Origin of the sequence: Diplocloster agilis, from assembly GCF_019042275.1 — a bacterium.
Lineage (GTDB): Bacteria > Bacillota > Clostridia > Lachnospirales > Lachnospiraceae > Diplocloster > Diplocloster agilis.
The window spans coordinates 111,397-124,647 of the sequence record NZ_JAHQCW010000012.1; the positions used below are offsets into that span (position 1 = coordinate 111,397).

Annotated in this window: 11 protein-coding genes; 5 read left to right on the top strand and 6 right to left on the bottom strand. The window is 52.0% G+C overall.

All coding sequences use genetic code 11. From position 1 onward, the window contains the following. Nucleotides 1–174: 174 nt before the first annotated feature. The 3 genes from KTH89_RS09345 to KTH89_RS09355 are packed head-to-tail and all read right to left on the bottom strand — an operon-like array spanning nt 175 to nt 3,595. Nucleotides 175–1,263, bottom strand: a complete 1,089-nt coding sequence (locus KTH89_RS09345) for a sensor histidine kinase (RefSeq protein ID WP_158347347.1) — start codon at nt 1,261–1,263, stop codon at nt 175–177. A gap of 4 nt (nt 1,264–1,267) precedes the next feature. After that, the gene (locus KTH89_RS09350) at nt 1,268–2,863 is read right to left on the bottom strand and encodes a response regulator transcription factor (protein ID WP_158347346.1); all 1,596 of its coding nucleotides are present in this window, start codon (nt 2,861–2,863) and stop codon (nt 1,268–1,270) included. Nucleotides 2,864–2,878: 15 nt separating this feature from the next. Next, on the bottom strand, nt 2,879–3,595 hold the full coding sequence (locus tag KTH89_RS09355) for an ATP-binding cassette domain-containing protein (protein ID WP_238721450.1): 717 nt from the start codon (nt 3,593–3,595) through the stop codon (nt 2,879–2,881). Nucleotides 3,596–3,946: 351 nt separating this feature from the next. Between KTH89_RS09355 and KTH89_RS09360 the strand changes: the two genes are divergently transcribed. From KTH89_RS09360 to KTH89_RS09375, 4 genes are all read left to right on the top strand, one after another. After that, nucleotides 3,947–5,476 carry a sugar ABC transporter ATP-binding protein gene (locus KTH89_RS09360; protein ID WP_158347344.1) on the top strand — a complete coding sequence of 510 codons (1,530 nt, stop codon included), beginning with the start codon at nt 3,947–3,949 and terminating at the stop codon, nt 5,474–5,476. Between the two features lie 73 nt (nt 5,477–5,549). Next, nucleotides 5,550–6,509 carry an ABC transporter permease gene (locus KTH89_RS09365; RefSeq protein WP_238721451.1) on the top strand — a complete coding sequence of 320 codons (960 nt, stop codon included), beginning with the start codon at nt 5,550–5,552 and terminating at the stop codon, nt 6,507–6,509. A gap of 37 nt (nt 6,510–6,546) precedes the next feature. Beyond that, on the top strand, nt 6,547–7,635 hold the full coding sequence (locus KTH89_RS09370; protein WP_238721452.1) for a sugar ABC transporter substrate-binding protein: 1,089 nt from the start codon (nt 6,547–6,549) through the stop codon (nt 7,633–7,635). An 84-nt stretch (nt 7,636–7,719) separates the two neighbouring features. After that, nucleotides 7,720–9,777: a glycoside hydrolase family 20 zincin-like fold domain-containing protein gene (locus KTH89_RS09375; RefSeq protein ID WP_158347341.1), complete on the top strand. Its 2,058-nt coding sequence runs from the start codon at nt 7,720–7,722 to the stop codon at nt 9,775–9,777. Between the two features lie 89 nt (nt 9,778–9,866). Here the strand turns inward: KTH89_RS09375 and metF are convergent, their stop codons facing one another. From metF to KTH89_RS09390, 3 genes are all read right to left on the bottom strand, one after another. Further along, nucleotides 9,867–10,727, bottom strand: coding sequence for a methylenetetrahydrofolate reductase [NAD(P)H] (metF, locus tag KTH89_RS09380; RefSeq protein ID WP_158347340.1), 861 nt, complete (start codon nt 10,725–10,727; stop codon nt 9,867–9,869). A gap of 168 nt (nt 10,728–10,895) precedes the next feature. Further along, nucleotides 10,896–11,513 (bottom strand): GH25 family lysozyme, encoded by a 618-nt coding sequence (locus KTH89_RS09385; RefSeq protein WP_238721453.1) that lies wholly within the window; start codon nt 11,511–11,513, stop codon nt 10,896–10,898. 272 nt (nt 11,514–11,785) lie between these two features. Continuing rightward, complete coding sequence (locus KTH89_RS09390; protein WP_158347338.1) at nt 11,786–12,331, bottom strand: flavodoxin family protein; 546 nt, start codon at nt 12,329–12,331, stop codon at nt 11,786–11,788. 139 nt (nt 12,332–12,470) lie between these two features. Between KTH89_RS09390 and KTH89_RS09395 the strand changes: the two genes are divergently transcribed. Beyond that, nucleotides 12,471–12,824: a winged helix-turn-helix transcriptional regulator gene (locus tag KTH89_RS09395; RefSeq protein ID WP_158347337.1), complete on the top strand. Its 354-nt coding sequence runs from the start codon at nt 12,471–12,473 to the stop codon at nt 12,822–12,824. Nucleotides 12,825–13,251 lie beyond the last annotated feature (427 nt).

Below are 13,251 nucleotides of genomic sequence, written 5' to 3' on the forward strand. Positions count from 1 at the left end.
CTCCCTTCCCGGAACTTATCCACATTATACATCGTAATTTGGGACATGTCCAGAACGGTTTGGGACATGTCTATTTCAGTCTGGGACATGTCCATTTCGGCCCGGACATGTCCCAAACTGAAATGGACATGTCCCAAACCGTTCTGGACATGTCCCAAATCGTCTCAAACCGTTTTATGAATTATATTCCGGATTTACCGTAATAATCGGAAGCACGATTTCGCATTGCGTCCCCACGCCGTAAGTGCTGTACAGCCGCACGCCGTAGGCTTCTCCGAACGTGATGCGGATCCGCTCATTCACATTCAGGAGGGCGCAGCGGTTTCCGGACCTTTTCTTCGGGGAGACGTCCAGCAGCTTTTTATCCGACAGCAGCAGCGCGTGATTGATCCGTTCCAGCTGGGCGGCTTCTATGCCAACCCCGTCGTCTTCCACGGTGATGATCAGACGGCTTTGGGAGGCGCATAGTTTGATCCGCACCATACCGGGGCCGGTTTTGGGTTCCAGCCCGTGGGCGATGGCATTCTCCACCAGGGGCTGCAGAGTAAGCCTGGGCAGATAGCAGGAGCGCAGAACCGCCTCCTGTTCCTCAAAATCCGTGGACAGGGTAAAACGGTTATGGAACCGGAACTGCTGGATGGAAAAATAGTTGGTCACATGCTGCAGCTCCTCCTGTACCCGGACTAGGTTATCCGGCGTATCAATGCAGTAGCGGAAGATGGAGGCCAGGGCCTTCGCCGTGTCGGCAATGGGCTTGGAGCCGCACATGAGGGCCTGTCCCCGGATGGAGTCGATGGTGTTATAGAGGAAATGCGGGTTGATCTGGCTCTGGAGCGCGTTTAGCTCCGCCCTCTTCTTTAACAGCTGGCTGTTATACTCATTATTGATGATCTGCCGGACGGATAGGAGAAAGGTATTGAATTCTCCGGCCATGCCCGACAGCTCCGTGATGCCCTCTTCCGAGAGAAGCTGTTCAAAATCCCCCTCCGCGATCTGCCGGAGCGCTGTGTTCAGGCGGCGGGCGGGCAGATAGATGGTGAAAATATAAAGGCCCAGCACCAGCAGGCAGATCCCGCAGGACAGAACCGCAAACAGCTTCAGGGGAAGGGCCGGCAGGGAAGCCGGCCGAAATGCGGCGTACAGAATAAAGGCTGCGTTTCCCACGATCAGGAGCAGCATAAGGGCCAGCAGCAGGACGCTGTTGATATGCAGATGAACCGTTCTTTTTCTGGAATAAGTCCGGTCGCTGGGTTTCTTTTTCATAGCGTCACCTGCCGGATTTCTTGCGGTAAGCAGAGGGTGTCATGCCCACCAGTTTTTGAAAGGTCTTGCTGAAATGACGCATATCGCAAAAACCTACGGCCTCGGCCACCCCGGCAATGGTCTGCTGCGTGTCCGTCAGATAGGTCTTGGCAATATTGATCCGATATGCGGCCAGGTATTCAGAGAAACTGGTCCCCGTATCCCGCTTGAAAATGTATCCGATATAGGAGGGGGTCCGGTAGAGCTGGTTCGCCACGTCGATCAGACGGATATTTTCCTGATAGTGCCGGGACACATACCGCTTCATCTGGGCTGATATGTTTGTCTCATTGCGGGCCTGTTCCTGATAATAGGTTCGAAGGGGAAGAACAAACAGCTCCCGCATGGCCTGCTTTAACTGCTTTATAGTATCGCACTCCTCCATCCGCTCCATATATTCCCGGGTGGTCAGAAGGCCGATCTGGGAGGCAATGCACATCTGCGCTGCCGTCTGGCAGTAAAGCTTGACGATTTGTTCCAGCACGGAAAAAAGATCGCTGCTTTTCCCGGAGATCTGAAGCATCTGGTCGGTGATATCATTCAGGTTCTGTTCCAGCTCCTCAATCTCAAAGGTTTCCATAAGCGTCGTAAGCTGCAGTTCCCTTCGGATAGGCAGCCGGATGTGCGGATTTTCATTTCCTGATTTCGGTTTGCTGAAGAAGTACAGGCGTCCCACCCCGTCAGTCAAACGATTGCGCAAAAGGCAGAAAGCCCCCTCGTAGGATTGGTGGAGCAACGGCCAGCTGTTAGATACCGGTCCCAGGGCAGCCGTTATCTGGATACCGGCAGGCCTGCACAGACCGTCCAGACATTGGAACAGCCCGCTTGCCAGCCGGGTATAGTCCTCCGTGGGCGAGAAGGGAGTATTGATAAGAAGAATGAGGCGGCGGCCGTCCCGCAGGGCATAGCGGTCATATACTCCGGTCTCCGGCAGGCGGAGCGAAGCGTCAAGCATCTGCTGCAGCAAATTTGCTTCCGGAATCCGCTCCATATGGATTATCATCACAAAAAAATGGCCGTCCCGGAAATGGCAGTCATATTTTTGATTGATCCCCTCCAGGGTCAGGGAAAAGTTCTCCTCCTCCCCGGCCCGGACCGTCCTGAGAAGGAATTCCCTGCGCAGCTCCTCCTGCTGGCTTCGGGCCTGGGATACCGTCTGCCGGATGATCTGCTCGCTGCTGAGCCGTTCCACAGCCTTTTGCAGCGCCTGCCGAAGCTCCTCTTCCTCCAGAGGCTTCAGTACGAAGCTGACGGCGTTGTACTTCATGGCGGCCTGGGCATAGGTAAAGCTGTCAAACCCGCTTAAAATAATGAATTCCACCTTCAGATCGGTCAGCCGGACCTTCTCCATTAGCTCGATTCCGCTCAGTCCCGGCATGCGGATGTCGGTGATGACGATATCCGGCCGCAGGCTTAGAATCATCTCATAGGCCTCGTCGCCGTTTTCCGCCTCCCCGGCCAGTTCCAGGTTCATATCCGTCCAGTCGATGCTGCCGCGTACCAGGGCGGTTACCCAGACTTCATCGTCCGCGATCAGGACTTTATACATCTTCTTATTCAACCTGTGCACCTCCTGTCAGATCAAAAGCATGGCAAGCATTTTATCATAGGAATAATCATTCTTCTCCATACAGCGGACCGTGGAGCCGTTTTTGACCAGGGTGGCCCTGTCCGTGTAGCGGACCAGCTCTTCGATGCGGTGCACCATGCAGACCACGGAAAGCCCCTTGTACTTCAGACAGGACAGGACTTTTTGGAAAATAATGGCGTCCTGCTCATTTAAGGATGAAGTGATCTCATCCAGGATGAACAGCTTCGCCCCGGCGATGATGGCGCCTGTCATGGAGACAATGCAGCTCTGCAGATCCGTGAGATTGTCCGCGTGCTCCTGAAGGGGGATGGAGACATCAAAGAAATCCAGGTACTGCCGGGCCAGCTCCGCAATCTGCCTGCGCCGGTACTGCCAGCCGAACTCCCTGCGGGCGATCAGATAGATGTTCTCCAGCACGGTCATATGACTCTGCAGGTTCTTTCCTTCCGAAATGGCATAGAGCCCTTTTTGCCTGGATTCCGCGAAGGACAGGCGGCCTACGGGCTGATCGCAGTAGTAGATCTGACCCCGGTCCGGCGCCAGAGTCCCTGTGCACAGGCTGCACAGCGTAGAATGCGTAACGCCGTAATCACCAATGATTCCGTGTACTTCACCCTCCTGCACACTGAAATTAAAATTACTCAATATATTACCGTTAGCGTCGCCAAACTGGACGTGGTCCAGGCGCAGTATCTCGTTCACTCTATCCCCCCTTGGATCCTTGTAAAAGCATCGTATCATAGAAGCAAAAGTGTGTCAATTTTTACCAGACGGCTCAAATATCAGAAAACAGGAGCAATAATAGTTCAATTTCAGACAATCCAAAGAGGTTGTCAGTAAACCGTATGAATTGTGTTCCTATCTTATACAATTCATCCGATATATCCAAATCCTCCCAGAATAGTGCGTCAATTCCCAATCTGCAAGCCATAATGTCAGAAAAAACCGTAATTTACACACATAATTGAGAGTTGGCGCAGTTGTTTGCCCCTCCTAAACCCGATAAAATTTAATTAACAAACATGTATTTACAAATGGGAAGGTGGTGTGACAGTGGAGCAGCCAAACAGAGGGCAGATCGTGGCGGAGCTGCAGGATATCAGTAAACGGTTCGGCGGGACCGTGGCGCTCAATCAGGTGAGCCTGACGCTGAAAAAAGGTGAGATTCTGGGCCTGATCGGTGAAAACGGCGCCGGAAAATCAACCCTGATGAACATCATGTCAGGGGCGCTCAGGCCCGATACGGGAACCATCCTTTTAAACGGAAAAAGCTTTTCTCATCTGACGCCGGCCCAGGCATCCCAATACGGCGTACAGATCGTACATCAGGAGCTTTCGCTTTTGCCGGACATGACTGTGGCGGAAAATATTTTCCTGGGCAAAGAGCTGCAAAAAGGCCCGGGCTTTATCCGAAAGCAGGAGTGCCGGGACAGAGCCCGGAAGATTCTGGAACAGTTTGAGATTGACATCGACGTGGATCAAAAGGTGGCGGAACTCTCCTCCGCGCAGAAGCAGCTGGTGGAGATCTGCAAAAGTCTGGCCGGAACCATCGAGGTGCTGATCCTGGATGAACCGACTTCCTCCCTCACGGAGCGCGAGATGGTCAGCCTCAAACGGATTCTTCCCATACTGCGGGAACAGGGCGCGGGGATCATTTTTATTTCCCACAAATTAGATGAGATTAAGGAGCTTTGCGACAGCATCGCGGTTTTGCGGGACGGAAATCTGGTCCGCCGGGAACAGACCGGGGACGTGACGATTGAAAATATGGTTCAGTTCATGGTAGGCCGGGATATTCACGACGAATACAGCCGCCCCCGGTTTCAGGGAGACCGGAAGCTGGTCCTGGAAATCCGGGATCTTAGCAGCAAACAGTACGGGGAGGTTGAGTTAAAAGGGCTGAATCTCAAGGTCTATGCCGGAGAAATCGTGGGAATCTTTGGGCTCATCGGCTCCGGGCGCACCGAAATGATCAAGGCGCTTCACGGCCTGCGCACGATCCAGCAGGGAACGGTGCTGGTGGGCGGCAAACAGATGGAAAAGCTGACGCCCAAGCGCATGATCTCCGAAGGGGTCGCCTGGGTCACCGAGGACCGGAGGCATGAGGGCGTCTGCCTGTCCATGTCCGTGAAAAATAATATCGGAATGCCCATATACGGCCAGGTCAGCAAAATGGGCTTCATAAACAACAGACGGCTGAACGAGACGGTAGAGCGGTATATGAAGCATCTGTCCATCAAGACTTCCGGTGAAAATGCCTGGGCGGAGACCCTGTCGGGCGGAAACCAGCAGAAGGTAGTTCTGGCTAAATGGCTTGCTTTGGGGCCGCAGCTTCTGATCCTGGATGAACCTACCCGCGGCATCGATGTGGGATCTAAGTCTGAGATCCACCGGCTGATCCGGGAGCTGCGGGATGAAGGCATGGCGGTCCTGGCCATCTCCTCTGAGATGCCGGAGCTTTTTTCCCTGGCGGACCGGATTCTGGTCATGCGAAACGGCAGTATCACCGGGGAAATCCCGCGGCAGGCCGGAGAAAGCGTATCGGAAGAAGCGGTCATGAAGCTGGCGACGTTAGGCGCGTAAACGGTTGAACGGTTAAACAATAAGAGGTACGTCATACCTATAGGTGCGGGAAAACGCACGCATGGAGGAAATTATGAGAAATGGAACGAAATTGGCAAAACATTTTTCCATGAGCGATCATTTGTTGAAGTTCGGGGTTTTATATCTGCTGGTCCTGCTGATCGCCGTAGCGTCGATGATGAGCAGACAGTTTTTGACGGCGCAGAACGCCCTCAATGTCCTGCGGCAGGTCAGTCCCGTCATTATTCTGGCTCTGGGAGAGGGGATCGTGATCATTACCGCCGGGATTGACTTGTCCGTGGGGGCACTGGTCGCTATGTCCGGCATGATCGCGGCGGGCGCGGTCTCCTTTTGGAACCTGCCCACCTTCGCGGCGGTACTCTTGGCCGTCCTTTTCGGAATCGTATTCGGTTTACTGAATGGTATTATCATCGCAAAGTTTAATATCTCCGCCATGATTGTGACATTGGCCACCATGAACGCGGCCAGAGGAGCCGCCTATCTGTACAACGACGGCGCGCAGATCATCGGGCTTCCCGACAGCTTTACGGACATCGGACGGGGGTATCTGGGTCCCATTCCGATTCCGGCCATTATCATGATTATACTTGTAATCCTTATGGTCTTGCTGATGAACCAGACGGTTCTGGGGAAATATCTGTACGCCATCGGCGGAAATGAGGAGGTCGCCCGTCTGGCCGGCATCGGGGTGTTAAAGACGAAGATCACCGCCTACGCCATATGCAGCATGTTCGCAGCCCTCGCGGGAGTGATCTACGCCGCCCGGATGAACATGGGCGATCCGGCCATGGGCGAAGGCCTGGAGATGGATGCCATCGCGTCGGTTATCCTAGGTGGAATCAATCTGTACGGAGGGCAGGGAAGTATCCTGGGGGCCGTTATCGGGGCCATGTTCATTACGGTGCTTGGAAACGCCCTGAACCTGAACGGAGTCAGTTCATTCTGGCAGCTTGTAGTCAAAGCGGTGGCGCTGATTGTCGCGGCTCTGATTTATACAAAGAAAAAAGTATGAGCCTATGCTCACAACAATGAAAGGAGGAATCTGTATTATGAAGAAGAAAAGTTTTTGTTCCGTGCTCGCGCTGATTCTCGTACTGACCCTGCTCGCCGGCTGCGGCCAGGAGGAAAAGACGCCCCAGGAGGAACCTTCTAAGGCTTCCGCGGAACCGACCCAGGCGCCGGCCGCCCCTTCGGAGCAGAAAGATACACCTGCGCCGGAAGCGGCAGGAGATAACCCCATTATTGGCTTTGCCAATTATTCCACGATTTCTTATTTTATGGATATGGGCGCAGCCGCGCATAAGACGGCCGCGGACGCAGGCTGCGAATTCCATGAGCTCTATCACGGCGGCGACGCTTCCGTGATGGTGGATCAGGTTGAGGATCTGATCGCCATGGGCTGCAAAATTCTGATTACCGAGGAGACGGATGATACCAGCATGGTGAAGACCTTCAACGAACTGAAGGAAAAAGGAATTATCATTGTCAGCTGTGACATCCGCACCAAGGAGGGGGTAGACTATTGGATCGCCTCCGATAACAAACAGATCGGCAGAACCTCCGGGGAAAATGCAGTGGCTTACCTGACGGAAAAATACGGAGAGGCCAAGGGAACCATCGCGATTCTGTCGTCCAAGACGACCACCAGTATGATCGACCGGGCCGAGGGCTTCAAGGAAGTCGTCGCCGAATACCCCGGCATTGAGATTGTTGACGAGCAGTTCCCCACGGATTTCAGCGCGGTAAACATGATGACGCTGACCGATGATATCCTGCAGGTCTATGGAAAAGACAGCCTGGATGTGATCTTCGCGTCCAACCAGACCCAGGTGGAGGGAGCTAATTCCGCCATCGTTACGGCAAAAAGACAGGATGTGGCCCTCTTCGGCGTGGATGATTCCGACGCGATATACGAAGCCCTGAAAGATCCCAACTCCACGCTGCAAAGCACCGTTGTGCAGGATCCCATCGCCATGGGCGTGCAGGCGGTTACGGCCGGGCTCGCTCTGTACAGGGGCGAAACCTTTGAGTCCGACACCTACAACCCGGACGTGGTTCTGGTGACAAGAGATAACGTGGCGGATTACATGAGCGAGAAGGCAGCCCAGGTAGAGGCGCTGAAGGATTACTATAATTAAACCGGAAACAAATTAAAAGGTTCGGCGGGGGCGGCAATAGCCGTCCCTGTGCCAACTTTCCCATGAAAAGACAGGAGGGAAACTATGCTGATACCGGAACCAAAACAAATACGGAAACCGGAAGGAAAAACCAAGGTCTTTCAAAGCATACGGCTTACAGGCGGCGGGGACTATAAGGCCGAAGGACTTCTACGGCGCAAGCTGTGGGATCTTCCCGGACTCTTAATCGGAGACGGCTATGAAATACAAATTACTTCCTTCGCCTCCATCCCGGAGGAAGCGCCGGAACGCTTATTCCGGCTGCAGGGCTACCGGCTGGCGGTAGGCGGGGACAAGGCGTATCTGGAGTGCGGGACAAAAGAGGGGCTGGGGAACGGCCTGTCGACCCTAAAACAGCTGCTGGTCCGGGAACCGGAAGGCTACGCTCTGGAGCTGTGTGAGATTACAGACTGGCCGCTCATTGAAAAGCGCAGCCTGTCCAACTGTCTGACCTGGTATTCCGGCTACGGACGCATCGGCTTTGACATGCAGTTATTTGGCTATGATGAGTGGCTGGAGTATCTGAATGTCTGCGCGGATTTGAAAATCAATCAGTTCAACCTATGCATCTACGGCTACTGGCCCTTTACCATGCCGGGCTATCCGGAATCCGAATTCCGGGATGTGCGGGTGCAGCTATATAACCCGGAGGCGGACGCTTTTATATCCACCACCTTCACCCATCCGAACCTGGCGGACGAATTTCTCTCAAGGCTTATCGCGGAAGCCCATGAGCTGGGCGTCAAGGTTTACGCCTACATGGGCCTGAACAGCTATTCCGGCGGCTATCCCTGCGTTCATAAGGAGAAACGGATGGTTCTGCCCGAAGGAAGCCCGTATATCAACGATTTTGACCGGATGTGCTTCTCCAAGGAGGAGAACATGCGCTACATGAAGGACTGTATCCGCCGGGTGGTGCGGTTAGGATTTGATGGGATCGACTTCGAGGAGAGCGAGGAGGCTTCCTGGTTCTGCGGCTGCGACGACTGCAAAAAGAATTTCCTGAAAGACGGCCGGACCCCGTCGGAGGCCATGTTCCAGGCCAGCTTTTCCCTGTTCCGGGAAGTCTATGCGCTGGTTAAGGAGGAGAATCCGCACTGTGTGATCGGAATCCGGGCCTTCCGCCAGAATCCGCTGATCAAGTCCCCGGAAGATATGGAGCGCATCAAAGCCGCCGTCCCGGAGGATGTGGTCTTCTTCTGGTCCCCGGGCCTCTACGTGCCCAAAAGCGAATTCCTGAAATGGATCGACGCCTTCGGGCCGGAGCGCATCGTCGGACGAGACACGGAATCCAACGGCATATCCGCCTGCTTCGGCCGCCTGATCCGCACCTTCCGCAGCAACGGCCTTCGCTGCGACAGCGAGCCGCTGCAGCAGTACATCGAGGAGGACGTGCGCCAGCACAGGGAAGCGGCCGAGCTCATGGTCGGCGGCTCTAACGGCTTTATGTTTGAATGGTACGGCTTTTTCCTGCACTTGATGGTGCATGCGAATTATCCCTGGGGCGGGCAGATGGAGGAGGAAGCCTTCTACCGCGCCTGCTGTGAGCATTTATACGGAGAAGACGCCGGCCTGGTCCTCTTCGCGCTGACCCATATGCTGACCATCCACGAGAGCCAGTTAAACATCTTCCCCCAGTACCTGCCTTTTGCCGCCCATAAGGTGGAAGCGCAGGACGAGCCGCGAATCCGGGAAGCCATGGCTGATACGGAACGGATCATCCCCGGCCTGACGGCGCTTCTGGATAATCTCAAGAAAAACGGCGCCCGCAGATCCAATATAAACCATATACAGAAGCTCCTGTGCGCGAACCGCAGAAACGCGGTCATATACCGGATGGCGCTGGCGGATCTGGCGCTGCTATCCGAAGAAAATCCCGAAAAGCGGACTTCCCTTTTGGAAGAGTTAAAACAGCTGAACGAAGAAAACTTTGCCATTGTCAAACGCCATTATTTTGACGTCTGCCCCATGACGACCACGGGAATCAAGTCCTGTATGATTCCTTACCATGAATTGAAGCGGGTGATCGATAACCAGCTGCATCCGGAGACTGCGGATGAAGAAATGATTTACCTGGGTGTGGAGGCTCTGGGATGGATGTAGAAATGAGATAGACGCCGCTGCCGGTCGGGGAACTTAGACAGAATCGGGACATGTCCCAAACTGATTTGGACATGTCCCCTTTTGCATCTTTAGATCAGATTCCTGATTTCGGTACAGATTCTTTTTGCCACCTTCGGATTATTCATCGTAAATATGTGGATTCCATCCACATCATTCGCCAGCAGCTCTACGATCTGGCTCACCGCGTAGGCCATCCCCGCATCAAAGAGAGCTTCCTTCCGGTTTTCGTACTTGCTCATGATCCTTTGAAACTTCGCGGGCAGAGACGCTCCGCACAGGGAAACCATCCGTTCGATCTGCGCTTTGTTGATTACCGGCATGATACCGGCCTCGATGGGCACATCAATCCCGGCGATCCTTGCCTTCTCCTGGAACCCATAGAAGAATTCATTGTCAAAGAACAGTTGGGAAACCAGATGGGTGACTCCCTCATCTACCTTATGTTTTAAATTCCGTATATCCTGTATACGGTTCTTTGCTTCCGTATGCCCTTCCGGATAGCAGGCGCCGCTAATATGGAACCCGCCGTATTCCCGGATGAATTTTACCAGATCGCTTGCGTACTGAAAGTCCTGTTTCGGCTCCACATCCGGGTTCCGGTCCCCCCTCAGCGCGAGGATATTCTCAAGCCCCGCCGCTTCAAGCTCATTCAAAATCTCACAGATCTCCTGCTTCGTATAGTTCAGGCAGGTCAGATGTACCAACGGCTCCACGTGGTAGTCCCTGCGGATCTTCTTCGCCAGTTCCACCGTACGGCTGCTGATCCCTCTGCCTCCGGCTCCGAACGTCACACTGATAAAATCCGGTTCCAGTTCGCATAACACTTTTAACGTATCGTCGATCTCTTCCAGTTCCCTGTTCCGCTTGGGCGGAAAGATCTCGAACGAAAGCACCGGTTTTCCCGTCTTAAACATTTCCTCTATTCGCATGTGCTAACTTCTCCTTTGTCGTGATATCTGCTTACGAGCGCTGTATTTATTGTATCAGATTTACATACCCCATGAAAGTTCTTTGGTTATATCCTCTCATATTATAAGTGTTATTCCCATCACAACTGAGAAAAGTTTACTTGTTCTTGTATAGCACCGGAATGATTTTTATTGGTTCGGGGCGGCATTTTCAAAATCTATATAGAATTCGTTGACATCGACCTCTCCACTGATACCGGGAACCTTTCCGGATGAAGATTTCTGCCAGATGGCGCAGGAGCTCTTTTCCGAATCACTCAATGCGGATGTGTAACGGGCGTACCACAGATAAGCGTCGATCATCTTGAGGTCGAAATAATTCTCCAGATAGTCTTTATTGGAATACAGGATGGGGATATAGCCTGCGGATGCAACTTCTTTACAGAAAACGCGAGCCATTTCAGTAGCCTGGTTGCGGTCGATCTGTACCCCTTTCCCGGCAGCATATTTAATAGAATCATATTCCAAATCAAAGGCGATCGGACACCTGGACCTGTATTTACTAACGGCCTCGATCGCATAACGCGCCTCCAGGCGTGCCATTTCCGTATTCAACGGATACCCAAACCAATAAACTCCGAACGAAATATCATGATCGATACATGCCCGCGCATAACGTTCGAAACCCTGGTCTATGTTATTTTGCCCGAAACCTGCCCGCAGGATGACATACTTGATTCCCGCCTCCTTTAACTGGGAAAAATCAACCTCTCCATTGTGATAGCTCAAATCCACTCCTAAGTACATATTCTTTTATCCTCCTGTATTTTATTTTACGTTTCATATTCTTTTTACTTCCTTCACAGCAACGCCCTATTCAATAGAACGGCACACTATAAATCAAAAGAATAATACTAAAATTAATCCCTTTTATCTGGTTCTATTTTAACATATATATGGGGGATAAATGACAGTTATTTAAAAACTATATACTAAAATATTCGTTACGGATTTGATCATCATAAAAGGCATGGGGCAGTCATAATTACTCCAACCGTCAAAGCACCCTCACCGTCTGCTTACAAACATTCTGCCAGTGCGGCAGCTTTACTACAGCCGTCAGTCTTTTCAATATCTCCGACATTTAAAACGCCAGGTACCAAAACTTCACCAGCCATTTCCCATTTCATCAGAGAAGCGGAGCGTTCCATCGGAATCCGTACGCCATCGAATACCGACATATCATTTTCTTCACAACAAGCCATTAAAGCACATTTCTTACCAGAAATATCTTTCCCGCCAATCACAAAAGAAAACAGCTTATCAATGACGGCCTTGATTTGAGCAGGGATAGAATACCAATACACAGGCATTGAGAAAACTACCACATCGGCTTCTAAAATTGCGGGAGCCACTTTATTAAAATCATCATCAAAACTACAAGGTCTGCCTGTTTTATAGCATGTTTCACAAGCATGACATCCACCAACATTTGCAAACGCCGCATCAAACCTCGTGACAGAATATCCTTTCCCCTCAGCCGCTTTAACAAAAGCTTCCGTCATGGCAATACTATTTCCTTCTTTTCTTGGACTTCCGGTGATAACAACAATTTTCTTACTCATAATCACTTCTCCTATCTGTATCATTATAAATGAACCGCTATTGACTTTCCAAACCAGCCACACTATGATTATATCGTGAACTATACGTTAAGCAAGTACGCACTTTTATGTTATATACTAACCTTTAGGAGAGTGTAAAATGATCGATCGCTGTATTTCCCAAGAATGTTTAGGGACCACCGGATTTAGCTATACCTTGTCCCTAATAAACGGAAAATATAAAATGATAATACTCTATACCCTTATGGAATTCAAAATAGTACGGTTCAATGAGATGAAAAAATACATCGGCGGGATTTCCTACAAAACTTTAAGCTCCACATTAAAAGAGCTTGAATCGGACAAGCTAGTCCACAGAAAAGAATATCCGCAAATACCGCCCAAAGTAGAATATAGTCTAACAGAACGTGGTAAATCCTTAATTCCCATACTTGATGCAATGTGTGAGTGGGGAGAAAATAATCGTATTGAAAACTCAAAAACCGCAAAATGAAAAATTCCCCCATCCCCCTCAAAAACCAGGCCCAAACAACAAAAAGCAAAGCAACTAAACTGTTCACCAAAGCCGGGAAGAACCCTAGGGGACGGGATGGAGACTCCGGTTCCCGGGATACGCGGCGGGGCGGGCGTCTGTCCTTGGACGGGCATAGGGCGGCTGAGCTGCTGCTTAGTGAAATCCAGGCGGCAGGCTCAGGATGCACGGCGGACTTCACGTCCGACGGGCAAGGGCCACTGAACCGGGGGCTGTCGCACTCACTTAGCGCTTTTTCCGGGGGCTTCGGATGTCCGCTGCTTAGGGCTTGGAACCGCGGGCGCTATCCGGGGACGCTCCGGGCGGCCGGGTTCTTTTGTATCTCCCTGGGGGCGCATAGGGCGGCTGTGAATACGCTTAGTGAAATCGGAAAGCCGGGTTCAGGATG